Origin of the sequence: Glaciecola sp. SC05 (genome assembly GCF_041380235.1) — a bacterium.
Lineage (GTDB): Bacteria > Pseudomonadota > Gammaproteobacteria > Enterobacterales > Alteromonadaceae > Glaciecola.
Genome location: NZ_JBGIYY010000012.1, coordinates 72,259 through 93,821, shown reverse-complemented (window position 1 = coordinate 93,821; position 21,563 = coordinate 72,259). Strand labels below are relative to the sequence as shown.

Genomic DNA, 21,563 nt, shown 5'->3' with positions numbered 1-21,563 from the left:
TCTTATAGAGTAATTAGTGCATTAATTAGAAATTGATTGCGACCAAAATCAATATCGTTCCTATTACTGTCTCGTTCATCGTAAATATACCCAACTTCAAGATTTAACCATCGTCTAAATTGATAATAAACTGTTGCCCTCAACCTTATATTATCATCTGAACGAATATTCGAATCATCAATTAATCTACCTTCATATCTGTCGGTCCCATAAGAAACTCTGACAGAAGACCTAAGCCTCTCTAACCAACGATGCCTCCATTCTGCAGAATAAGCGTCCGTCCGGATAAAATCACCTTCACCATTTGTTTCATTAGTACCAGCAAGGGTCGTTAACTCTAAACTGGAGTAATCTACAGGCTCCCACAGCACCCCAAGCTCCCAATCAAAACCTGCAAAATCTTCTCTAAACGATGAGTCAAAATTCTTTTCTTGATATCCTACTTTCGCATAACCTGATGTCTGCGCTGTTGCTTCCCACTCTAATCCGATCAAATAAGATATTTCATTACTATCTAACGAACTAGCATCATCAAACGAAAATTGATAGTCAATGGTAGTATATCTAACATCAAATACAGCATCAGTAGCAGCACCTACTCGATAATAAAATGTGCCCGCCAAACTTACTAACTCCCTGTCTCTTGCACGATAAGCAGGTGTATCGATATCATAATCGAGTTCAGTCATATCTAGGTTTATATCTAAACGACCATCAGCATTAAATGCTCCATACGAATATAGCAAATCAAATTCGGATTGTTTATACTGGTCAGGCTCAGTAAGAGCCTCTCCAAAACCAATAGAAAAGTTACTCCCTCTAGCTTCGTGTCCGTCCTCAAAGTTCAGCGTCGCAATTAACCTGTTTCTAGCGCTAAATTCCATGTTGGCCTGCGCTAAAAAGAAGTGATCTGTATAATTGTCTTCTGAACTACTAAAGAACACCTCATCTCGCAATCTGTATGCTAGAGTAACTTGGCTCGCACCCAAAGCGCTTTCCATAGTAATTTGAGGTGAAACAATACGCGACCAACTGCTTATTTCGTCGACATTCGCTCTCGTTACATTGTCATCATAGCGGAGGCCTAAGTCTATGGTTGGAGTTACGTCGAATCCGCCAACTGGGAAGGTAGCCGCATCATCAAATTGCTGCCCATGAGCAACCATAGAGAGTGATAGTGTTAAGGTGACACTGACTTTGGTGAAAATATTCATAATCGTCCTTTTTAGCAAAATCCATAGACTAACTTGGCGAAGTAGCGGTATTTGGTGAATAGCTTCATTTTAGCTGCTATGCATCATTATGCTGCTGAAAGTTCGCAAAAGTCTAATTTCAGGCCGACTCACATCTTAAAAATATCGCCTGAGTCGATTATACATCACATAAATTAGATTGAACAATGACCAATGAAAAAACCAATTAATTACTGCAAAAGTGTCTGTATTTGGATACTAAAGGGGACTAAAGTCGACATCTTTGTTAATTTTCTTAACAACATCTATATATTCAATTGAAATTGCTTGCGTTTTACATAGCTTTGACCCCAAACTTATTCAGAAATGGAAATTTACAAAATTTTGAGGTTATGTTTGGTTAACGTTTGAAACAGTAAACACTTGCAACTTAACGTCAGCTGAGAGTATGCATGCTACCATCCAGATTTTTAACAATAACTGTTAGGCAAAGTAAACTAAATGGATAAAAAGCAACGAATCGACAATCCCTCTAATAGAGGCGGTATTATTCAATCAAACAAAAGTAGCTTTGCTTCTTTGTATAGATTGGTCGATTTAATTGTGCTATCAACATTGTATTATATGGCATTTATTTATCGTGAGATTGAGATTAACTCATTCACCTCCCTCACGCTGCTCGTAGGTATAATCATTTTTAATATCAGCGCCGAGACCCTTGATCTGTATCGGTCGTGGCGCACGCAATCGAGCACTGCGTTGTTAAAAATGACGGTCGTGACGTGGACCATCACTAGCATCGCTATTATTCTTTTAGCATACTTTTTCCCAAGCATTTTAAATATCAAAAACGAAGCACTATTGCTTTGGTTAATAGTTTCTTATCCATCCCTGATGGCATGGCGACTGATTTTTAGAGAAATTTTATTTATTCAGCGCAAACAAGGGCGCAATAGCCGCACAGCTGCCATTATTGGCGCAACTCCTTCTGGTTATAACCTAATGATTCAACTCGTTGAAAATGATCATTTAGGCATTCAACTGCACGGATTGTACGACGACCGAGATATAAAAAGACTGCCCCACGAATTTCAAAACCATGTTACCGGCACCATCACAGATGCTATGGAAGCCGCTAAAGACGGCAAAATAGACTATATTTACGTCGCTATGCCAATGAGCGCTGAGTCGCGGATTATGGACATCCTCAACCAATGCAGCGACACTACCTGTAACGTATATATCATCCCCAACTTCTTTATTTACAACTTATTAAATGCGCGCTGGCAATCGGTTGGTTCAGTGCAGACGCTCAGCGTATTTGACACCCCTTTTCAAGGCGCAAATAACGTTTTAAAGCGCGCAGAAGACATTGTTTTCGGCAGCATAATTTTGGCAATGATTACCCTACCCATGATATGCATCGCCATTGGGCTTAAGCTGAGCTCTCCAGGCCCAGTATTGTTTAAACAAAAGCGCTACGGCTTAGACGGCAAAGAAATCAAAGTCTATAAATTCAGGTCCATGGTCGTTCAAGACAATGGTAGCGAGGTTAAGCAAGCCACTAAAGGTGATGTTCGAGTAACCCGATTCGGCGCTTTTTTACGGCGCACATCGTTAGATGAGCTTCCGCAGTTTATCAATGTATTACAAGGCCGAATGTCAATCGTCGGGCCCCGTCCGCATGCGGTTGCCCATAACGAGCAATATCGTAAACTCATTGAAGGATATATGCTTAGGCACAAGGTCAAACCGGGTATCACAGGCTGGGCTCAAATCAATGGCTTTAGAGGCGAAACCGAAACCATAAATAAAATGGTCAAACGGGTTGAATACGATTTGGATTATATTCACCGTTGGTCGGTGTGGTTAGATATCAAGATTATCTTTGCTACCGTGTTTAAAGGATTTATGGACAAAAACGCATACTAAACCGCTGCGGCGTTTTCAGAGTAAACATAACACGCAGCTTTATTCAGGCATCTCATGACAGCCATCCCTTTGGTATTTCATCCTATTTATAGTCAGTTAGACTTGCCCGTAAGGCACCGCTTTCCTATCGAAAAATATCAGGGTATTAAAGACCAATTACTGTCTTTAGGCTTAGACGAATCTGCATTTCATCAACCCGAAGCTCTGAGTATTGAACAGTTACAGCGAGTATACGAACCCTTATACATCGAACAATTGACTACGGGCAAATTAGATCCAAAGGCTATGCGCCGGATAGGATTTCCTTGGTCCCAGCAGTTAATAGAGCGCACACTTACCGCCGCAGCCGGCACAGTATTAACCGCCGAACTCGCGCTTTCCCATGGCAAAGCATTGAATTTAACTGGTGGGTATCATCATGCCTTTGCCAACTATGGCTCTGGATTTTGTATGGTCAACGATTTGTATCTAGCGGCGCTGAGCATGCTAGAGCATTCACATATAGATAAAGTGCTGATCTTTGACTGCGATGTCCATCAAGGAGACGGCACAGCTAAACTCGCTGCAAATAATCCTGCGGTTTATACTGTTTCGCTGCATGGCGAGAAAAACTTTCCTTATCGCAAACAAATCTCTGATTTAGATTTCCCAATTGCCAAAGGCACAAGTGATGCGGAATACTTGAGCACAGTGGAGCAGGCTCTTGGCATGGCGCTTAGCTACAGCCAGCCTGATGCGGTGATTTATGATGCCGGCGTAGACATCCATGAAAACGACGACTTAGGGCATTTATTGATTTCTACCGACGGGGTATTTAAACGTGACAAAATGGTATTTGACGCATGTGAGCAGCTCAAATTACCTGTTGCAGCGGTTATAGGCGGTGGATATCAGCGCGACATAGACGCCTTGGTGGGGGTGCATTTACAGTTGTTCAAAGCCGCAGGAGTTTTTTAAAACAATCTAATCATTTTGATTGCACACTGAGTATTCATCCAGTAGACTCTGTACAAATTAACAGTAACTACAAAGGTGAGTAATGACTCTAACCGCGACTCATAATCTCATTGAACAGCACCTTGTCAATTTGTCCTTATCTCAGCGTGAACGTTTAGCGTTCATCGATTTTAATTTGCAATTCTTTGGCAAGATTTCGCGCGGAGATTTAATTGCGCGATTTAAAACAGGGCTTGCCGCTAGCACAAGAGATTTTGCAGCCTACCGAGAATTAGCAGAAGACAACCTCTCACTCGATCACTCTACAAAACAATACTATCGCACTGCGCAATTTAAACCATTATTTGTATTCTCTGCTGACACTATTTTACAGTCAGTTAGTAAAGGCTTTAGCGACGGCATCATTAGTGACTCTCAGCCTTCCACCCATTGTTTTGAAGCCGTACAGCTCATTCATCCTGACGTAGAAATTATCGCCACTTTGATGCGCGCCATTCATAACCAGCAGGCCTGTATTGCCAAATATGTATCGGTAAGCTCGGGCGAAAGCCAGCGCAGATTGATACCCCATGCCATCATTAACAATGGTCACCGCTGGCATGTGAGGGGCTTTGATGGAAAATCAAAATCTTTCAGAGACTTTGTATGTACACGCTTTACTGAAGTCAGTGAGCTTGGTGCGCCGAGTGAACAACATGAGCTCGCCCACGCCGACACGCAGTTCAATACTTTTGTAGATTTAGTGCTAGTACCACACCCAGGGATCAGCAATCCTAAGGCGATTGAAATGGATTACGCGATGAAAGACGGTGAAAAATCCATGCGTGTAAGAGCCGCACTTGCGGCCTATATCCTTCGGCAATGGCAAGTAGACTGCTCAGCAGATGCGCGTATTTTGCATCAAGGTTGTCAACTGGCGTTAAAGAATACGCAAGTCCTTGATAGAATTGAAAATCCTCAGTTGGCACCGGGATTTAGGGCAAAAAAGTGAACCTGTACTATAATGATAGGTCGAACATTAACGAAAATAGCTAGGATGCAGTTATGTCTGAAAACTCCGATACATCATTTGCTCGTTCTCAACGCTACAATGAAGCCTTGGTTCGTATGTCAGTTTTGTTTTACCAAATTGACGGAAAGATCACCCTAACAGAACAAGACTATTTCGAAACGCTCACAGAATCTCTCGATTGGAAAAGTGGCATCGTCATATCAGCATTTATCAGTCAGGCAATTCATGAATCAAGAGAGGCTATATCGAGTGGAAACGCCTGTGAATATTTACGAGACCTTGGCAATGACTTAAATATTGATGCGGCAAGGTCACTTGAAGTAGCGATGGACATTACCGCTGCTGACGGCAAAAGAAGCGATGAAGAATTAGAGCTTCTGTCGCTTCTTTCCAATAGAGTGCTAGCGAAAGGCTTGGTTGCTTAAGTCATACCTCAGCTTGCTCATTCACTACACCAAACATCTGTGCATAGCGCTTACAAACGATATAAGAAGCGATGCCACCAACAATGCCAGGCGCGACCCAAAACACTAACTGCCATTGTCCGAGGTCGCTGAATAAAGTACGTCCTCCAAAGGTCAGAAACGCAGTGTAGGCAGCAATACCCGAGCCTATCATGCTGCCGATGTGTTCTATTATCCACTGGCGCTTGGCAACTGAGGTTTTTAAGCAATAGCGCAACATATTCACGCCAATTACCAAACCTAAAATCCCAAATGCGATATGCAGAACGTTGCTGTTAACTATGCCAAATACAAACAACATCACCCCGCCAACAGCTAACATCCAAACCGGCACAATATAGTTAAACTTGCGCAGTTGCTCCCGTTTGTCTTTTACTGCCAATACTTCGATACCGTGGCGAGTGGTAGTAAATGTTAGTAGCGCTAAGAAAATTAAAAATATATTTAAGGAGCGAAAGTATGCAACAACCGCTTCTGGGTTTTCATGGTTTAGATACTCAGGTTTTACTACAAAAGGTTGCGCCATCATCATCGTTGCCATTAACACACCAGTTAATGCAACTGTGTACATCGCCACTTTATAATGATGCCCAAATTTACGATGATTCAAGTGCCCCTTTTTCGTAAATATTGGCACCCAAAACAATACCAATGCAATAGCGGCAAATACGATGTGTAGCCATAAATTAGCGGAGTATAAATATGTCATGGTCTTTCCTTTGTTTTAATATGGGCAATGCTTGGCTTGCCGCTTTACAATGTCTCAACAATACTTCACCTATCTATTGAGCATCAGTGCCAAAGGTCATGACTTTTTTTATGACTTTTTACCTATAGGCAATGTTTAGGCTTTACTGATAGGCTTGCATTAATATTTAAGATTTAATTGAGTGCGTTTGACCATGACTGCTTTTAAAGCTTTATTTTCACTAGAAAAACTCTCTGGGCTCGTCACGTGGGCGGTTGTGACTGGCATGAGCCTGCTGGTAATGGTCAACAATGACTTGTCAGCGCTGCAAATTGCCTTCGCTAGCGTACTCTACCTATCTTACATCGTGCTGTGGTTTTGCCTGATAAGAGAAACCGAATATGCTCGCGATACACGTTCGAGAATGGCAATTTTAGTCATCTTATTTGGCATTGTTGTGACCATATACTTTGTTGTACCGCTCTCCTTCAATAGCATTTTAATGGGGATTATCACCGGCGCGCTTCCTTACTTTTTTAGCGTGAAGCGCTCGTTAATTATTAGTTCGTTGATGTCACTGCCTTTATTTTTTGTTTTTACCTATCATTGGGAGCATACTTTTGTATTTTTAACGGCATCACTGTTTTGGACATTCAATATCTTCGCGGTGATCATGGTAAATTCAACTGTAAATGAAAAACTGGCACGCCAGCAAGCTGAAGATGCTAATCGACAGTTGCTCAGTGCACAGGCCTTGCTCAAAGAAGCCAGTAAACAAAGCGAAAGGGTAAGAATCGCTCGAAACATTCATGACTTGTTAGGTCATCACTTAACAGCGCTGACCATTAACCTGCAGGTTGCGAGCTTAAAAACAAACGGTGAGGTCAAACAAAGTATCGATCAATGTCATCAGCTTGCTAAGCTATTGCTAAGCGATGTCAGAGAGGCTGTCAGCGATATTCGGGATAAGAGCCAAGTAGATTTAAAAGCAGCTATTCAGAGTATGTCTGATCAGGTATCTGGTCTCAATATCGACCTAGACCTTGCCGACAATCTAAAAATTGACGACCTACAAATAGCCGATACACTGATGAAATGTATCCAAGAGTCTGTCACTAACACCATTAAACATGGGCGAGGTAAACACGTGTCTATTGCACTATCGCAAGATGCCAATAATGTTAAGTTACGCATTCAAAGCGACGGTAAAATGCCAGCAACACTTATTCCAGGCAATGGCTTAAAAGGCATGAAAGAGCGAATAGCATTGGTCAGCGGTAGCATTGAATTTATGCTTAGTAAACAATCGCTAATCACCGACGTCATGATCCCCCTAAATACTGAACAGCTTGCATGATAAAATTGATGTTGGTCGATGACCAAACCCTAGTGCGGCACGGTATTCGCAGCCTACTCTCGATGTCTGAAAAAGTCAGCGTGATAGCCGAAGCTGAAAATGGCGAAGTAGCACTACAAAAGCAATCTGAGCATAACGATATTGATGTCATCTTAATGGATATCCGAATGCCGGTTAAAAATGGCATTGAAACCTTAATCAACTTGCAGCAGCGCACTAACGTCCCGCCGGTCATCATGCTTACCACCTTTGATGATCATGAATCGGTAATGCAGGCCATTAAAGCCGGCGCTAAGGGCTATTTACTAAAAGACGTGTCTTTAGATACCTTAGTCAAAAGTATCGAAACTGTGCACGCGGGCAATACACTGATTCAACCAGCCATCACTGAGCGCCTTATCGCTGGTCTGCAGGGTAAACCCTCAGAGTTTGCATCAGCTGATATACCAGAGCCACTGTCAAAGCGTGAGACCGAAATATTGCGCCTAATGGCCTCAGGCTGCAGCAATAAAGAAATGGCAGACAGCTTATTTCGTTCTGAAGGTACTATTAAAAATCAGGTCTCTAGCATATTAGCAAAACTCGGGGTTCGCGATCGCACAAGAGCAGTGTTAAAAGCAATTGAACTTGGTGTTATTTAAAGTATTTAGGCATATACTCGGCGTCCACACCAAGGTCATACCCTGCCAATTCGGAGCCCATATTGCAAAGTATTATCGACGAAATCGCTGAGCAAATGTTGCTCACAGAAGATAAAGGTAAAGTCGCGACCTATATTCCGCAACTTGCGCGAGTCGACTCAAATCAGTTTGCGATCACAGTTGCCTTACCAAGCGGTGAAATATTTAGCGCAGGGTGTGCCAATACCTTATTTTCAATACAAAGTGTGTCTAAAGTATTTACCTTAACCTTGGCCTTAGGAAAATTAGGCGACTATGTATGGACACGAGTCGGCCGGGAACCCTCTGGAGACCCTTTTAATTCAATTGTTCAGCTAGAGCATGAGCATGGTAGGCCAAGAAACCCCTTTATCAATGCTGGTGCAATTGCGATTGCCGACACCATTATGCAAGGTCATGAACCCAAAGAAACCTTAGCTGAAATCATACAGTTTATTCGTTTTTTATCTGACGACGATAGCATCACTATCGATGAAAAAGTCGCCCGGTCTGAGCAAAAAACCGGAGCAAGAAATACTTCACTGGCCTATTTTATGGCTTCTTTTGGACATTTTGAAAATCCAGTTGAAAAGGTCCTTGGCACCTATTTTCATCATTGCTCGATTGCGATGAATACAGTGCAATTAGCAAAAGCAGGTTTGTTTTTAGCTAACAACGGCATTAACCCCAATTCAGGCACGGCGATTGTGTCACCTAAGCGCGCTAAACGCATAAATGCGCTAATGCTAACCTGCGGGCATTATGACGGTTCAGGTGAGTTTGCATTTAGAGTGGGGCTACCCGGAAAAAGCGGCGTGGGTGGTGGCATTTTAGCAATCGCCCCTGGCAAAGCTTCTATTGCGGTATGGTCACCAGGCCTAGATCCCATTGGTAATAGCAAACTCGGAACGCTAGCCCTAGAAATTCTTGCGGCTAAAACTGGCTGGTCTGTGTTTGGTGAATAAGCGCTAAGCGAAACTTAAACGCCCGCATTTGTGCCAAATTTAGGTAAGGTGACTCTAACTATCAAGCCACCTGTGCTGCGATTACTCAGAACAATTTGACCATGGTGAGCGTCTATAATTTCTCGACAAAGCGCTAAGCCTAATCCAGAGCCATTGCTCTTCGTCGAATAGAAAGGGATCAACACACTGTTAAGTGAGCCCTCAGCAATTCCTTTTCCTGCATCAGTCACAATAATTTGAGTCTCTTGCATTGCTGGCGCAGTAAAAATTTCAATGCGAATGTCTTGTCGCGGCGAACCCGATTCATGGGCATTCTTAAGTAAATTGATAAGTAACTGCTCTAACTGTGCTGGGTCTGCATAGATAGGTATATCTTGGCTTATGTCGTATGTAAACTCCCATTGATCAGACAAATTTTTCAACAGCGCTTGGCTGCTAATTAGCTGGACCTTAGGCTCCGGAATTTTAGCAAACTGACCGTAGCCTTGCACAAACTCACTGAGGTGTTTAATACGTTCATCGATGGTTGAAAACACTCGGGCCAAGCGGTCTTCGTCAACCTTTAAGCTTAATATACGGCCACTGTGTAGCATCGAAGAGATTGGGCCCAAACTGTTATTTAATTCATGGCTTATTACCCGAATCACCTTTTTCCAAACCGCCACTTCCTGTCGACTTATTTCACGCGTCATTTGCTTTAAAATATAAAGTCGGTGAGTTTGATTATTTAGCACAAAATTACCGCTTGCCATATGCCAGGTTTGAGAGTCTTGATGATTGTCTTGACCACTAAAATTGATACTGAATAAACCGTCTTTACCTGCCTCTATGGCACTTTTAACGCCCGAAGGAGCAGTCTCTAATAGCTGACTTAACTCCCCGCCGTCTAGACTTGTGGGTACGTCAAAGAATCGTCTGGCGGCAATATTACTGAAGATGATTTGCTGATTATCGTTAACTAAAAATAGTGCTTCGGGAGAGCTTTGGGTGACCTTATCTAGCAATAGTTCTCGCTGATAGAGCCAGCGTTTTTCAAGGCGTAGATGTTCGACTGTTTGATTATACAACTGACACAGTTTGCCAAGCTCATCATCATTTTGATAAACCAAAGTCGTCGAAAACTCGCCATCTTTTAGATTTAGCAAACCCACTTCAAGGGCAGCGAGCCCCTCGTTTACATCTTTAAATAAATAATGCGCAATTACCCACCCGCTGAGATAAATGCTTACCGAAAATAATCCTTTGTATACCAGCTCCCATTCTGCAAAATACCACACAGGTATCACCGCCATGCTGCAAATCACCAGCACAATTACCCACACACGATGCAGTAAACGAAGCTTCATTAATATTCGATACCAAACTTAGTTAAGCGCCGGTAAAGCGCTTGTCGACTCAATCCAAAGTGCCTTGCGACCCTTGCTATGACTCCCTCGTGTTGCTTCATAGCCCGTTGTAACTCGTCTTTCGTTGGTTCCTTTATTACGCCAGTCTGAGTACTATTGCCCTGCATGTCGACAAACGCCAAATCTTCGCGCTCGATGATGCCTTCAGGTTTCATCACTGCAAGACGTTTACAGAGGTTTTCGAGCTCTCTCACATTGCCTTGCCAAGTATGCTGCATCATGGCTTTTTCAGCGTCCAAACTAAATGCGCGCTCGGGTAAAAAGTGTGTCAATAGAGGCTGAATATCATCCAATCGCTTACTCAGCGCCGGCAAATGCAGCTCAATAACGTTCAAACGATAATACAAGTCTTCTCGAAACTCGCCGGATGCAATCAGCTCTGGTAAATTGGCGTTGGTCGCTGAAATCACCCTTACTTTTACTTGCATAGTATCGACGGAGCCCAAACGCTCAAATTCGCCGGTTTGCAACACGCGTAGCAATTTAGTTTGCCCCGCATACGACAAGGTACCAATTTCATCTAAAAATAAGGTGCCGCCATTAGCCGCTTCAAACCTGCCTATTCGTGTTTTATTTGCACCGGTGTAGGCACCAGCCTCTGCACCAAAAAGTTCAGCCTCAATTAAGTCTGCCGGCAACGCTGCGCAATTAACCCGTACAAAGGGCTTTTCTTTGATCGGTGAATTGGCATGGATCAGCTCTGCAATTTTTTCTTTTCCAGCACCGTTGGCCCCGGTAATGAGCGCCGAGATATCTGACTTTGCAACCTGCATTGCCATATCAACCACTCTTTGCATGGCAGCACTGGCATAAATCAGTCCAATTTTTTCTGCAGCGTCTCGATGAGGCTTGTGTGTTTGTAAAGTGCGAGTAAGGCGCTCATTTTGCTGTTTCGATTTACCGAGCTCAATCAGGTTTGCCACGCTAGTCAGCAACTTTTGATCGTCCCAAGGCTTACCGATATAGTCAGCAGCACCTGCTTTGACGAGTTCAATCGCTTGCTCTAGGTCAGTCCAAGCGGTGATCAGAATAATAGGCAGATGCGGGTTTATAGCGCGAAATTCATGAAACAGCGCCCTGCCCTCATCCCCCGATGTGGTGTCTGCCGTAAAATTCATATCTTGGATAACTAATGAAACTCGCAGTTGATCAGCCAGTTCAATCGCATGCTCAGGAGAGCTTGTGGTGACCACATCATATCCATGAATTTCGAGCAGGAGCGACAGTGCTTCTAGCACTGCCTTGGTATCATCCACTATGAGTATTTTTTCCATGAGTTACTCGTTTACCTCCCTAACTTGCGCATTCGTTTGCCGTGACACAATTCTCTATACACTTCTTGTCGCCACACTTGGAGATATATTCGCTGCCCTATTTGCCGGAACCAACACAGATAGCAAACTGACACAAAGCACACACACTGCCGTCACCACAACGTAGGTATTATCTAAAGCGGGTAATGAGTAATGTGTGAGCAAGGCTTGTCCTAAATATATGGCAGCAATTGAACCTAGTGCTAAACCGAAAACACAGATTAAGCTATTCTCGACTAAAAAGTAACGAACTATTGCAGACTTTCTGGCGCCGAGTGCTCGGCGCGTGCCGATTTGCTTTGTGCGTTTATTAATATTGAACACTGTCAAACCAAATATGCCGAGTGCCGTCACCATGACTAATACTGAGATAAGTACAATCAGCATGCGCATCATCAGGATGTCAGAAGCGTTGTATTCTTGTTTGGCATCGTCCATACCTTGGGGCGAGGTGATCACTCTTTGGTCGTAGTTAGCCAGCATTAATTCCTCTACCTGACGCATCACCGCGGCGCGCTGGCCGGGTTCGGTACGCACTATCATTTTTTGAAACGTTTGCTCAGTCACCAATGGAAACAAGATCATATTATCTGCGGCGCGGTCTTTTAACCAAGGGCCCTTCATTTTTTCGATAATACCAATAATTTTTATAGGGTATGGACCGAAATGGAAAATACTGCCCAGCGCATCCCCCTCTGGAAACAAATCATCGGCAAAGCCTTTTGACACCACCGTTACGGTAGGGATTTCATCGGGTGTTGTCTGAATCACTACGTCTTCTTGGGTAAAATCGCGGCCTTCTAGAATCTTTACGCCAAGCGTACTGATCATATTCTCATCGCCAAACGCATATGCTGAGCGTGCCGTCTTACTGTCAGTAGGATCGGCATCCAATGCAAATGAACTAGCAGAGCCACTTCCCGATAGTGGTATCTCACTCATGTGCACCGCATTGATCACGCCCGGTACGTTGCGCAGCATGTCCTCATCTTTTTGTATTTGCTGAACCTTGTCGATGTCGGTGCCAAAGGTAAGCACACTGAAGCTGAATACATCCTGCTCTGGATACCCGGTTTCTTGTTGCAAATAGTTGATACGATCATAAATAATAAAAGCGGCGTTACTTACTATAGCAACGGTGATCGCAATTTGTATAAGCAGCATCATTGCACCGGCTTTAGAGCGGCGCAGCGAATTAAAAATTGGTTTAATTTCTAGCATATTGGGCGCTCCTATTGGGTTTTTAAGTAAATGGCGGGGGCGGTTTTACACACCAACCAAGCGGGATACATACCAGCTATAATACAGGCAACAATAGAAATAACTGGCGCGGCTAAGAACATAGATAGGTCCATGGTCGCCAAGGCGCTGTAGTAATCATAAGTATGGCGCACGCCCCACAAGCCCAGTTGCGCAATGCCTATTCCGGCAATTCCGCCAATCAAACCCAGCATCGAAACTTCTACCAAATGCTGTAAAAAGATTTGCCGTTTATTGGCGCCCAATGCTCGTCTGACCCCAACCTCGGGAGCACGCTTTAAGAACTTCCCGAGCAGTAAGCCTAATATGTTGGCAAGACACACGACCAAAAACATAAAGCTCAAGCCCACCAGCACTTGATTATCTTCAGAGACAACGTTGTTGTAGCCTAACCACTCACTCACATCTCGAATCGCATAGAGCGGCTCGTCGTTACTCTCAAAGCGACCCAGGCTCCCTTGCTCAATCATGTAGTCGCGAATAAAGTTGTCGTATTCGAGCACCGCTTGAGCATCGGGCAGCTCTGCCCAAAACTGTATCCACCAAAGCTCTGAAGCTAATCGCTCTTGAAAGGTATTGACCTCTTCAAATTTCCAACCGTTGGTATTTCCCCATGTAGGCAGCTCCAGCGCCGGCAATAAACCAAAGGGGATAAACAAGTTTTCTACATCGTTAAATGCGCCGTTGGTTAAATCATAATACTTAATGTGAATATCCCAATCTTGCAACACGCCAATGACCTGAAAGCTGTACTCGTCTAACAATATTTCTTTGCCCACAGAGTTTGCGCCACCAAATAGCGTATTGTTTAGCGCTTCACTGATCACTACTACAGGTGCAGCACCCACTTCCTGCTCCATTGACCATGGTCCACCGTAAATGAAGGATAGTTCAAACATGCTAAAGAAATCTCGCCCGGTCACTCTTGCAGACTCTAAAAAAGGCTTAACCTCACCAGACCTCATGTGGACTGAAAAACCGGTGCGCATCATCGGGACTTTTTTGGCAGGAATATCGGCTTGATAAAGGGCCATAGCGTCTTTGTAGGTAATATTGCGATTCCAACGATCTCGATCTTGACTGTCATCCGCGTCGGATGTGACAGTTTGTACTGCAAACAGCTTGTCGCTCTTGCTGGGAATGGGGTCCATCGACATCATGTGATATACCGACAAACTGGTCATGGTAATGCCAATACCTACCGCAATGGCCATTACCATTAGTGCGGATACTAATGGCGTGCGTTTTAGGCTGCGCCAGGCTAGGTCAATGTAATAGGCTAACATGCTACACCTCAGCGGATTTGTTGTGGGCACTTGCTAGATCAGCAATATCCGAGGGTTCAAGTACACCGCTGTTGCGGCTTTGATACAGCGTAAAATCGGCTAACTGGCCGTCTACTACTTGGATATTTCGCGGCGCTCTTCTGGCAAGCTCTTGGTCATGGGTAACCATGATAATCGTAGCGCCTTCTGCATTAATTTGTTCGAGTAACTCCATCACCTGACGTGCCATTAAACTATCAAGGTTACCGGTGGGCTCATCTGCCAGTAAAAACCGCGGTTCGCCTGCTAAGGCTCTGGCAATAGCTACACGCTGCTGCTGGCCCCCGGAGAGCTGCTGAGGAAGGTGTTTCGCGCGACTGCCTAAGCCGACCTTTTCTAAACACTCCATAATGCGGCGTTTACGCTCTGCTGACTTAATACCGCGATAACGCAAAGGGACTTCAATGTTTTCGTATAAATCCAAATCAGGAATAAGATTAAAGCCTTGAAAAATAAAACCGATTTTTTGATTACGTAAATCTGCTCGCTGATTGTCAGATAGCGACCCCACATCAACGCCGTCAAGTTTATATTGACCAGAGGTAAATGTTTCGAGCATACCTGCGATATTCAAAAACGTGGTTTTACCGGAGCCGGAGGGGCCTGTTACGGCAATAAATTCGCCTTCTTGCACTTCTAAATCGAAATCGCGCAAAGCATGAGTTTGTACTTTTTCAGTTTGGTACAACTTGCTAATATTTTTCATCGATAACATGTTTAATTCCCTGTGTTATACAAAACGTTGGATGTAGGCGAGCATTACTATGCTACTTAAGTAAAATGCTGTCTGCCCCTTCAAATTCGCTGTAGTTTGAAATAATAATTTGGTCGTTTGCAGAAAGGCCGCTGAGTATTTCAATTTCACGCATACTGCTCGCCCCAATCTGAATGTCTATGCGAGTGGCGATATCACCCTCTACTTTGTAAGCAATAAAACCACCTGCCTGCACAAAGCTGCCGCGGCGGACCTTTAATACATTGGCCTTGTTTTCGAGTAAAACTCGTGCCGATATTTGTTGATTTTGGCGTGTACCCTGCAGTTCTTCTTGATCAAAGCGCACCCGCGCTGTGACTTCACGATTAGTGACTTCAGGTGAAATTCCCGATAGCTGCCCCAAAATTGTCTTGCCCTGAAAACTCACTTCGACTGTCATGCCAATGCTTAAGTCGCTGGCATACGTCTCTGGCACATTCAGCTCAGCCTCATAGGCTGTCAAATCGACCAAGGTCATCAGGGGCTGGTTTTTATTCACGAGGGCCTGTGGTTGAGTGAGCAAATTGCCCACAACGCCCGTAACAGAAGCGATTATCTCTAGTTCTTGGGTTTTGCGGGCCAGCTCTTCTACTACCAGCGCCTGACGCTCTACCGTACTTTTGGCACTGTCGAGTTCAAAGGCTAAGGTGTCTTTTGCTAGCGCAACTTCTTGCTGCGCATGCTTGAAATTAAGCTTCGCTCTGGCTAAATCGTCTACCGCTTTCTCGTGATCAATTTGGCTGATCAGGTTATTTACGATCGACGCCTGTGCCCTGCGCTCTTCTCGTTGCGCGGCTTGTAAATCTACTTCGGCCAAATCTAATAGCTTGCTGAGTTGCAGTGCTTGACGTCTCGAATCAAGCTCTTGGCGCGCTAACTCGCCCATCAATCTATCTTGCTCTGAGAGCTCTTGTTTAAGCTGGTTTTGCAGCTCAGGACTGTCAACCACCGCCACTATCTGGCCTTTTTCGACCGCATCACCGGCTTTGACTCGCAGCGATACAAATCCTTGCTCGGGGCTATAGAGTTGAGGTGCATTGGCGGCAACAATTCTGCCAGTGGAAAGTACATCTCTGACCAAATCACCCACTTCTAAAGTGGCAATTTGAACCGAGCTCCGATCAATAGAGCGAGTGGCGGTTGTGACGCCCGTCAGCGCGCTAATACCCAGAGCGATAACTATTATTGCTACAACAATAATGATAGCTACCTTAAGCTTCTGACTCTTTGGGGCGACTGCCGTGTCGGTTGCGCTGGTATCTCTTATCATGTCCATTTAACCTATATTTTAAAATAGCGGGTGTAATACTGCCTCGACCTATCTAATAAGGCGAGTTTCTAACCATGCGAACAATAAACCAAAAACAAACACCGTTAAGGGCGGCAACAAAAAGTAAAAGGCAATCATCTTAAGCTCCAATATGGTTTGCTTCATACAAGAGAGATAGCCATATTCATGCCATAATTAACTAACTGTTTTTTATGAGTTTTATTTTAAACAACATGTACGCGGACAGCTAAAGTGTCCGCTGCGGACAGGTCTAGCGCTCAAACTCAGGCAAGCAAAAATAACGACGCTACTGCATCATCACTTGTATTTTTAGTAAGGTTTCGGCAAAGCTTAGTGTTCGATAGCGCGATGAATGCTTTGAGCAATACTGCTTGGGGAGAGGTTTTCTTTACTGAGTGTATGCTCGATGCCGCAACTGTGGATCAAGGTATCAACTTCCGCTTCATCTAGACCTGTTACCATCACCACCGGTTTATTTATACCCATTTCGATAAGTGTGTTAACCAACTCCACGCCAGTTTCACCCGCTAGATAGTAATCGAATAGGCAAACGTCAATCGACGTGCTTTGTAATATGCCAATAGCGTCATTTGCGCAATTAGCTTGAAAGCAATTGATGTCCCAATCGCTTATTTGCGAGACAAAGTAGCTCATTAGTTTAAGCTCAATTTCACCATCATCCACCACGAGGACATTTAGCGATTTTTTATTGTCATGTTCAGTGCTTTTCATTTTGGCTCTACACACCTGTGCATCATCATTAAGATAAAGGGTCCGACCAATTCATGTGCAATCGCACATAATTTTCAAACCCTTAGTATCTATCGGCCGCTAACTACTTTTCACCAATCCACTGCACGCGATAAAGGTCACGACGCTTATCGAGATAGTTCCTAACCGAGCCTTCATTTTTCAACTTTTCAAGCTTATCGAGATCGAGGTCGGCAATCAGCATCATTTCAGTATTAGGCGTTGTTTCTGAGACAATAGCGTCGTGTGGAAAGGCAAAGTCAGACGGTGAAAATACCGCAGTTTGCCCATATTGAATATCAACGTTATCTACTTTGGGCAAATTGCCTACACTGCCGGCAATTGCGACGTAGCATTCATTTTCGATTGCCCGCGCCTGCGCACAACGACGAACCCGTAAGTATCCGTTTTTAGTGTCGGTCCAAAATGGCACGCACAATATTTGAATTTCTTCTTCTGACAGCAAGCGCGCAAGCTCTGGAAATTCGACGTCATAACAAATCAATATGCCGATTTTTCCAAAATCTGTCTCAAAGGCAGCCAGTTTATCGCCGCCCTTCATTAACCACCCATTTTTTTCATAGGGTGTAGGATGCAGCTTGTATTGACTGTCGATGCGTCCGTCTCGATGACACAAATACGCAACGTTATATAGCTCATCATCTTCAATAACCGGCATTGAACCGGCAATAATATTAATGTTGTAGCTAATCGCCAACTCTGAAATTTGGGTAAGAATTTCAGACGTGTACTCTGCGAGATGCCATATAGCATCGATGGGCGCTTCTGATTCGCTTAGGCCCATTAATGGCGCATTAAAAAATTCAGGTAATATAGCGAGATCGCATTTGTAATCGGACAATGCATCAATAAAATACTCAACCTGCTGCTGCATGTCTTTTACGCTATCAAAATAGCGCATTTGCCATTGTACCAAGCCAATTCTTGCGCTCGAGAACTTGCTGTCGAGCAACGAAGGTTTATCTGCGTCGAAATACATGTTGTGCCATTGCAATAAGGTGGCAAACCCCATCGACTGATTATCTTCAGGCAAATAGGCCTTGAGCACTTGCTTGACCTCAAAACCATTGTTCATTTGAAATGACAAGGTAGGGTCGTGTATTTCTTTTGCTTTAACTTCTTCGATATATTCAAACGGTGTCATTTTATCCGCATATTTTGAATAATTCGGAATGCGGCCACCGGCCATGATACTTTTCAAATTAAGGTTACGGCAAAGCTCCTTGCGTGCTTCGTAAAGCCTGCGACCAAGTCTTAAGCCGCGATAAGCTGGGTCCACAAAAAAATCGACGCCATAAAGGACATCGCCTTTAGGGTCATGGGTAGTAATGTAAGCATCGCCCGTAATTTCTTCATAGGTGTGTTTATCGCCAAATTTTTCATAATCAACAATAACTGAGAACGCTGCCGCAACGACTTTTCCTTTATCTTCAATACAGATTTGACCGTCAGCAAAGGTATTTATCTGTGCCTGAAAACGTTTCTTGGAAAATGCTCCACCGATATTCCGATACACCACATTCATGAGTGATTGGATACCTTCATAATCATCTAATGTTAAATGACGAAGTTCAAATAGATGTTCGGTTTCATTGGCTGATTTGGGCGCTTTTTCGTCGCTCACGTATATCTCCTAAAATTTTGATGTGCCGCTATTACTGCATAATGCTTATAGCATAGCATTCACTGGCATCCTTAAGTATCTAAACTACCAAGGGTGTCAATTACGGCGTAAAGTATGACCAAAAGCAAAACAACGCAATACCTTTTTAAAAGATTATTTGAAGTAGTTCGTTAAAGCACCTTTTAACACTCTAAATACTCAAAATTGCGCAGGCCATTTGTATAAAAAAGGCAGCCGTTGGTTGGCTGCCTTTATTGCTCTTAGTTAGCGGTTTTGCACTAAAATTTTACGATGTTAAGCGCCTTAGTATCAGCGCTGCCACTTAGGGTTTTTTGATATAAGCCTAACATTGCCTCTATCCCTTCAAAATTCTCCTCGTGCATGGTGTTTTGAAGCGCTTTGGCGACGTGTTGCCATGCAAGTGCATACTTCTCTAAGAATACGCCCTGCCCCCACTCTTGATTCAATGACTTGACTAACGATGGCGCAAAGAATATTTCGGCTTCGAGGGCTTTTTTGTTGGGTTTTTGAGTAGCCTTCCAATCGGTTGCGCCAATTAAGGTGATTTTACCTAGATGTGCCTGCAAACTTTCTTGCAAAGCGGCAATCACTTCGCCGTTTGCGGCGAAGTCTAATAGCCAACTGCTTTGTTTAGGTAAAGACGCAATTTCATCGTAAGTAAACACAAGGTCATAACATCCTAACGATTCGACTAAAGCTTTGTTGGATGATGAAGTGAGCCCAATCACTTGATAGTCTTGATTACGTTGGGCTTTGTTTGCCTGAAGTAAGAATGCAGTACCAAATGCGGTTTTACTTGAGGCACTGCTCAGGATCAATGATGCTTGATTTACCTGCTGGCCGACAAACTCATCAAGCACAAAAGAGGTCATAAACAAGGGTCTGAAATTTAACTGCCACGGCTCACGCTTAGGGTTATAACCAGGGTCTTTTTTGCAATACAAGTAATTGTCATAAACTGGACTAATCGATTTACGATTAGGGTGCCCATCTGAAAATCCATATTCACTTATCTTGTGCGGACGCGCCACTAAATGCGAGGCCATTGGTAAATAGCCAAATACCTTTTCACCCACTGCAATATCTTTGTGCTTTGAGGCAGCCACTGTCGCAAAACCCCAAACCGGCACGATACCGTAGCCTTCATCTGCAGGAAAGAAGCCCCAATAGCCCATGCCATGGCCAAGTGCCGCATAGGTAATGTTATTGGCAGAAAATCCGAAGGTGTCGGTTGCTAATAATATTTCACCTTGCGCTAACTGAGCCTCATCTATTTCAACAAGCTTGGTTTTGGTAATGGCCAAATCGTCTTGTTTAACTTGAATTTGCGTAATTGTGGTCATGGGTTTCCTTAAACATTGAGGGTACGGAATACTTTGTAGTATGCGCGCGAGTTTTGCGACTCATATCTGGCTATGGATAACTATTAGCGTTGCTTAAGCAAGAGCATCAAAGCACACTAATGCTCCCGCCGAAAACAGCATATTGTCTACCCTTCATTTTTCTGGGAGCCCATCACACCGGTATCTGGATGGAGTTCTTCGTAGCTTGGCATGCGCCGCTCTTTTTGCGCCGTCATCGCTTCCATCACGTCAGGCATCTGAAACATACCCGCTTGCCATGTAGCCATATAGTTCAAACTATCTGGCACGCTATGGTCACGCGTATAGTTAATCATCTCTTTACAACCAGCCACTGCCATGGGGGAATTTGCAGCAATGCCCTGAGCAATTTTCATGACCGCGTCAATCATTGTATCTTGATCATCAAATACTTGATTAACAAAGCCTTGCGCCAGCGCCTCTTGCGCACTCCAATTGCGGCCCGTATAGGCTAATTCACGAATGAGGCCTTGTGGGATCAAATGCGGAAGCCGCTGCAAGGTGCCGACATCTGCAGTCATGCCAATTTGAGTTTCTTTGATTGTAAAGAAGGTATCTTGGGTGCAGTATCTGCAGTCTGCAGCGCTCACCATATCGACTGCCCCGCCTATCGCACCGCCATGAATAGCCACCAATACTGGCATGCGCACTTCTTCTAACGAATTGAAGCTGTCTTGTAATGCCAGCACAGAGCGCCTCATAGCCTCTGCTCTGCGCGCCGGCTCACCGGTAAATGTTGATGCCATATTGGTAAATACTGATAAGTCCATGCCGGCACTAAAATGTTTACCGGTACTGCTGATAACAATCACCCGAATATCGCCACGCGCGTCCAACTCTCTTACTAAACTTGGCAACTCTTGCCAAAACTCGGGGATCATAGAATTGAGATGCTCTGGGCGAATCAACTGAATATGTGCGATATTGTTAGATATGGTCAAGGCGAAACATTTCAGTGCATGATCCGTATCCATTTGCTTTGATGCATTTGTAGAGGTCGACGACATTGATAAAAATACTCTTTGCTTATTTGAATATTCTTATCTTATGATCAATGGGAGGATAGGCAAAGCAATTAAGTACTAGATATTGGAAAATGAAAAAACCCAGCTGATGCTGGGTTTCTAACAAGTATAACGCTCGACTATTTAGACGACTGAGTGATATCAAGATTCTTATGATTGACCGA

Annotated in this window: 20 protein-coding genes; 8 read left to right on the top strand and 12 right to left on the bottom strand. The window is 43.9% G+C overall.

Going from position 1 to position 21,563, the window contains the following annotated elements; translation table 11 throughout:
- Positions 1-2 precede the first annotated feature (2 nt).
- The gene (locus AB9H30_RS12240; protein ID WP_371194955.1) at positions 3-1,214 is read right to left on the bottom strand and encodes an outer membrane beta-barrel protein; all 1,212 of its coding nucleotides are present in this window, start codon (positions 1,212-1,214) and stop codon (positions 3-5) included.
- 480 nt (positions 1,215-1,694) lie between these two features.
- On the opposite strand from AB9H30_RS12240, the gene AB9H30_RS12235 reads away from it, so the two are divergent.
- The 4 genes from AB9H30_RS12235 to AB9H30_RS12220 all read left to right on the top strand — a co-directional run bounded on the left by AB9H30_RS12235 (position 1,695) and on the right by AB9H30_RS12220 (position 5,519).
- A complete protein-coding gene (locus AB9H30_RS12235) occupies positions 1,695-3,125 on the top strand; it encodes an undecaprenyl-phosphate glucose phosphotransferase (protein WP_371194954.1) in 1,431 nt (476 codons plus the stop codon).
- Positions 3,126-3,179: 54 nt separating this feature from the next.
- Entirely contained in the window at positions 3,180-4,082 is a 903-nt protein-coding gene (locus AB9H30_RS12230) for a histone deacetylase (protein ID WP_371194953.1), read from the top strand.
- Between the two features lie 82 nt (positions 4,083-4,164).
- Complete coding sequence (locus AB9H30_RS12225) at positions 4,165-5,073, top strand: WYL domain-containing protein (protein ID WP_371194952.1); 909 nt, start codon at positions 4,165-4,167, stop codon at positions 5,071-5,073.
- A 53-nt stretch (positions 5,074-5,126) separates the two neighbouring features.
- Positions 5,127-5,519, top strand: coding sequence for a TerB family tellurite resistance protein (locus AB9H30_RS12220; RefSeq protein ID WP_371194951.1), 393 nt, complete (start codon positions 5,127-5,129; stop codon positions 5,517-5,519).
- A gap of 1 nt (position 5,520) precedes the next feature.
- On the opposite strand, the gene AB9H30_RS12215 is transcribed toward AB9H30_RS12220, so the two are convergent.
- Complete coding sequence (locus AB9H30_RS12215; RefSeq protein WP_371194950.1) at positions 5,521-6,267, bottom strand: hypothetical protein; 747 nt, start codon at positions 6,265-6,267, stop codon at positions 5,521-5,523.
- 193 nt (positions 6,268-6,460) lie between these two features.
- Between AB9H30_RS12215 and AB9H30_RS12210 the strand changes: the two genes are divergently transcribed.
- The 3 genes from AB9H30_RS12210 (at position 6,461) to AB9H30_RS12200 (ending at position 9,227) form a co-directional block, all read left to right on the top strand.
- Positions 6,461-7,603 carry a sensor histidine kinase gene (locus AB9H30_RS12210; RefSeq protein ID WP_371194949.1) on the top strand — a complete coding sequence of 381 codons (1,143 nt, stop codon included), beginning with the start codon at positions 6,461-6,463 and terminating at the stop codon, positions 7,601-7,603.
- On the top strand, positions 7,600-8,244 hold the full coding sequence (locus AB9H30_RS12205) for a response regulator (RefSeq protein ID WP_371194948.1): 645 nt from the start codon (positions 7,600-7,602) through the stop codon (positions 8,242-8,244). Before AB9H30_RS12210 ends, AB9H30_RS12205 begins: the two co-directional genes overlap by 4 nt.
- 62 nt (positions 8,245-8,306) lie before the next feature.
- On the top strand, positions 8,307-9,227 hold the full coding sequence (locus AB9H30_RS12200) for a glutaminase (RefSeq protein WP_371194947.1): 921 nt from the start codon (positions 8,307-8,309) through the stop codon (positions 9,225-9,227).
- A gap of 14 nt (positions 9,228-9,241) precedes the next feature.
- Here the strand turns inward: AB9H30_RS12200 and AB9H30_RS12195 are convergent, their stop codons facing one another.
- The 8 genes from AB9H30_RS12195 to AB9H30_RS12160 all read right to left on the bottom strand — a co-directional run bounded on the left by AB9H30_RS12195 (position 9,242) and on the right by AB9H30_RS12160 (position 18,971).
- Positions 9,242-10,573, bottom strand: a complete 1,332-nt coding sequence (locus tag AB9H30_RS12195; RefSeq protein ID WP_371194946.1) for a PAS domain-containing sensor histidine kinase — start codon at positions 10,571-10,573, stop codon at positions 9,242-9,244.
- Positions 10,573-11,907 (bottom strand): sigma-54-dependent transcriptional regulator, encoded by a 1,335-nt coding sequence (locus tag AB9H30_RS12190; RefSeq protein ID WP_371194945.1) that lies wholly within the window; start codon positions 11,905-11,907, stop codon positions 10,573-10,575. The genes AB9H30_RS12195 and AB9H30_RS12190 overlap by 1 nt, the downstream gene beginning before the upstream one ends.
- A gap of 54 nt (positions 11,908-11,961) precedes the next feature.
- Positions 11,962-13,167 (bottom strand): ABC transporter permease, encoded by a 1,206-nt coding sequence (locus tag AB9H30_RS12185; RefSeq protein WP_371194944.1) that lies wholly within the window; start codon positions 13,165-13,167, stop codon positions 11,962-11,964.
- Between the two features lie 11 nt (positions 13,168-13,178).
- The gene (locus tag AB9H30_RS12180; RefSeq protein ID WP_371194943.1) at positions 13,179-14,492 is read right to left on the bottom strand and encodes an ABC transporter permease; all 1,314 of its coding nucleotides are present in this window, start codon (positions 14,490-14,492) and stop codon (positions 13,179-13,181) included.
- Position 14,493: 1 nt separating this feature from the next.
- Complete coding sequence (locus tag AB9H30_RS12175) at positions 14,494-15,246, bottom strand: ABC transporter ATP-binding protein (RefSeq protein WP_371194942.1); 753 nt, start codon at positions 15,244-15,246, stop codon at positions 14,494-14,496.
- A gap of 52 nt (positions 15,247-15,298) precedes the next feature.
- Complete coding sequence (locus AB9H30_RS12170; protein WP_371194941.1) at positions 15,299-16,555, bottom strand: efflux RND transporter periplasmic adaptor subunit; 1,257 nt, start codon at positions 16,553-16,555, stop codon at positions 15,299-15,301.
- Positions 16,556-16,906: 351 nt separating this feature from the next.
- The gene (locus tag AB9H30_RS12165; protein ID WP_371194940.1) at positions 16,907-17,308 is read right to left on the bottom strand and encodes a response regulator; all 402 of its coding nucleotides are present in this window, start codon (positions 17,306-17,308) and stop codon (positions 16,907-16,909) included.
- Positions 17,309-17,411: 103 nt separating this feature from the next.
- The gene (locus AB9H30_RS12160) at positions 17,412-18,971 is read right to left on the bottom strand and encodes a GNAT family N-acetyltransferase (protein ID WP_371194939.1); all 1,560 of its coding nucleotides are present in this window, start codon (positions 18,969-18,971) and stop codon (positions 17,412-17,414) included.
- Positions 18,972-19,188: 217 nt separating this feature from the next.
- On the opposite strand from AB9H30_RS12160, the gene AB9H30_RS12155 reads away from it, so the two are divergent.
- On the top strand, positions 19,189-19,239 hold the full coding sequence (locus AB9H30_RS12155) for a KxYKxGKxW signal peptide domain-containing protein (RefSeq protein WP_371195017.1): 51 nt from the start codon (positions 19,189-19,191) through the stop codon (positions 19,237-19,239).
- Positions 19,240-19,249: 10 nt separating this feature from the next.
- Here AB9H30_RS12155 and AB9H30_RS12150 read toward each other — a convergent pair whose 3' ends face one another.
- Both AB9H30_RS12150 and AB9H30_RS12145 read right to left on the bottom strand, forming a co-directional pair.
- Positions 19,250-20,335, bottom strand: coding sequence for a DUF2855 family protein (locus AB9H30_RS12150; protein WP_371194938.1), 1,086 nt, complete (start codon positions 20,333-20,335; stop codon positions 19,250-19,252).
- Between the two features lie 146 nt (positions 20,336-20,481).
- Positions 20,482-21,348 (bottom strand): crotonase/enoyl-CoA hydratase family protein, encoded by an 867-nt coding sequence (locus AB9H30_RS12145; RefSeq protein WP_371195016.1) that lies wholly within the window; start codon positions 21,346-21,348, stop codon positions 20,482-20,484.
- Positions 21,349-21,563: the final 215 nt, after the last annotated feature.

Bases quoted from the DNA above. Each gene is read 5' to 3' on its own strand.
- AB9H30_RS12185 (WP_371194944.1), bottom strand. From the start codon at position 13,167: ATGCTAGAAATTAAACCAATTTTTAATTCGCTGCGCCGCTCTAAAGCC.
- AB9H30_RS12210 (WP_371194949.1), top strand. From the start codon at position 6,461: ATGACTGCTTTTAAAGCTTTATTTTCACTAGAAAAACTCTCTGGGCTC.
- AB9H30_RS12165 (WP_371194940.1), bottom strand. From the start codon at position 17,308: ATGAAAAGCACTGAACATGACAATAAAAAATCGCTAAATGTCCTCGTG.
- AB9H30_RS12240 (WP_371194955.1), bottom strand. From the start codon at position 1,214: ATGAATATTTTCACCAAAGTCAGTGTCACCTTAACACTATCACTCTCT.
- AB9H30_RS12215 (WP_371194950.1), bottom strand. From the start codon at position 6,267: ATGACATATTTATACTCCGCTAATTTATGGCTACACATCGTATTTGCC.
- AB9H30_RS12230 (WP_371194953.1), top strand. From the start codon at position 3,180: ATGACAGCCATCCCTTTGGTATTTCATCCTATTTATAGTCAGTTAGAC.
- AB9H30_RS12150 (WP_371194938.1), bottom strand. From the start codon at position 20,335: ATGACCACAATTACGCAAATTCAAGTTAAACAAGACGATTTGGCCATT.
- AB9H30_RS12205 (WP_371194948.1), top strand. From the start codon at position 7,600: ATGATAAAATTGATGTTGGTCGATGACCAAACCCTAGTGCGGCACGGT.
- AB9H30_RS12145 (WP_371195016.1), bottom strand. From the start codon at position 21,348: ATGGATACGGATCATGCACTGAAATGTTTCGCCTTGACCATATCTAAC.
- AB9H30_RS12225 (WP_371194952.1), top strand. From the start codon at position 4,165: ATGACTCTAACCGCGACTCATAATCTCATTGAACAGCACCTTGTCAAT.
- AB9H30_RS12235 (WP_371194954.1), top strand. From the start codon at position 1,695: ATGGATAAAAAGCAACGAATCGACAATCCCTCTAATAGAGGCGGTATT.
- AB9H30_RS12195 (WP_371194946.1), bottom strand. From the start codon at position 10,573: ATGAAGCTTCGTTTACTGCATCGTGTGTGGGTAATTGTGCTGGTGATT.
- AB9H30_RS12180 (WP_371194943.1), bottom strand. From the start codon at position 14,492: ATGTTAGCCTATTACATTGACCTAGCCTGGCGCAGCCTAAAACGCACG.
- AB9H30_RS12175 (WP_371194942.1), bottom strand. From the start codon at position 15,246: ATGTTATCGATGAAAAATATTAGCAAGTTGTACCAAACTGAAAAAGTA.
- AB9H30_RS12170 (WP_371194941.1), bottom strand. From the start codon at position 16,555: ATGATAAGAGATACCAGCGCAACCGACACGGCAGTCGCCCCAAAGAGT.
- AB9H30_RS12190 (WP_371194945.1), bottom strand. From the start codon at position 11,907: ATGGAAAAAATACTCATAGTGGATGATACCAAGGCAGTGCTAGAAGCA.
- AB9H30_RS12220 (WP_371194951.1), top strand. From the start codon at position 5,127: ATGTCTGAAAACTCCGATACATCATTTGCTCGTTCTCAACGCTACAAT.